Genomic DNA, 1,571 nt, shown 5'->3' on the forward strand with positions numbered 1-1,571 from the left:
TACAAATATAGTCATAGATAATAAAAGCAAAATAGAATTTCTTGAATTCTATGATTTTTTTGAGGAAAAGTACTATTCAAGTTTTGAAGCAACTTCAAAATTTATGAAGATATGGAGAAAAGAAAGATGTCCTAATATATTTAAAATTAAGATAAATATAGAAACATCAAGAGTTAGTAAGGAAGTAGCATTTAAGAAGATAGAAATAAATATATGAAAACAATAAGGGTGGGCAATTGCCCACCTATAATTAATGAAGGAGATGAATTTATATGGATTAGCATTAAAGCTAATAGATATTAATAATTATATGAAGATAAGTAGTAAGTGTTACTAAAAACAAGGGAAATGTTTACAAATATAATAAAGTATGATATCTTAAGCCTAATATGGGGATAATAATAATTCTTTTGAATTTATTTTATAATTGATGTATACTTATTAAGTTGAGTATTTACACGTATTATAAATTAGTGGGGAGAACGCAATGTTAATTAAAGTAGAGGAAAAACATAAATCAATACTAAAGATATTGTTTATTTTTATAGTGAGTTTAATTTTAGTCCTTCAGTTTAGAAAGTTATTTCATGATTTTGACTTAAAAATATTCTATGGATATAGAGAGAAATTAACAATATTAACCTTAAGTTATATTACTATACTAGGTATATTTGCATATTTACCTCTTTCTCTATATGACTTTGTTATTAAGGAAACTTGTGAAATAAAATTAGATAATAAAAAACTATATAAGTCTTCTTGGATAGCTAGTTCTATATCAAGCATTATTGGATTTGGTGGAACAGCAGCCATTGCACTTAAGAGTTATTTATATTCACCATATATTAAGGATAAGACAACTTTAGTAAAAGAAGTATCTAAAGTAGTATTACTAAATTTTACTGGATTCTCAACTCTTTGTTTATTATATTCAATATTTTATAGTAGAAATATAAATTTTTATAATCCTGTAAATATAGGAATATTATTGGCTGGATTATATACACCTATTTTGCTAATTTATAATTTAATTAAGTTAAAGAAAAATAGAGAAAAGAACTATTTTAAAACAATAAAAATTATGTTTCTTTCAATAATAGAATGGACAACCATGGCATTTTTATTATTTAGTATTTTAAGAGTTCTAGGTTCTGAGATTACATTAACTAAGGTATTTCCTATTTATGTAGTGTCAACGGCAATAGGGATTGTAAGTATGATGCCTGGAGGGCTAGGGGGATTTGATTTATCCTTTATAATAGGGCTAACAAACTTGGGTATTAATAAAGAGGAAGTTTTACTGGCATTGCTTTTATATAGAATTAGTTACTACATAGTACCATTAACTGTAGGTATATTCTTAATAATTAATGAAGTAAAGATAAAAGTTAATAAAGGATATATTGAAGCAATTGCTTTTTGCTTTAAAAAGGCAGGAAGTAGAATAAATTTAATAATAAAAGGTATTATAAGCAAAAAAGAAAGACAAAATTAATTGTCTTTCTTTTTTTATAAATTATTATTTAAGCAATTTTTTATAAGTATTATCTATTAAGATAGCACCTAAAGGG

The 1,571-nt window shown here is 24.3% G+C and carries 1 protein-coding gene and 1 pseudogene; both read left to right on the forward strand.

Annotated features, from left to right (window positions below):
- Nucleotides 1-217 (forward strand): annotated as a pseudogene (locus tag E6248_RS15885) (hypothetical protein); the annotation flags it as partial.
- A 270-nt stretch (nucleotides 218-487) separates the two neighbouring features.
- Entirely contained in the window at nucleotides 488-1,495 is a 1,008-nt protein-coding gene (locus E6248_RS15890; protein WP_316341738.1) for a lysylphosphatidylglycerol synthase domain-containing protein, read from the forward strand.
- The last annotated feature ends 76 nt before the right edge of the window (nucleotides 1,496-1,571 follow it).

Source organism: Clostridium sp. (assembly GCF_032552055.1).
GTDB lineage: Bacteria > Bacillota > Clostridia > Clostridiales > Clostridiaceae > Clostridium.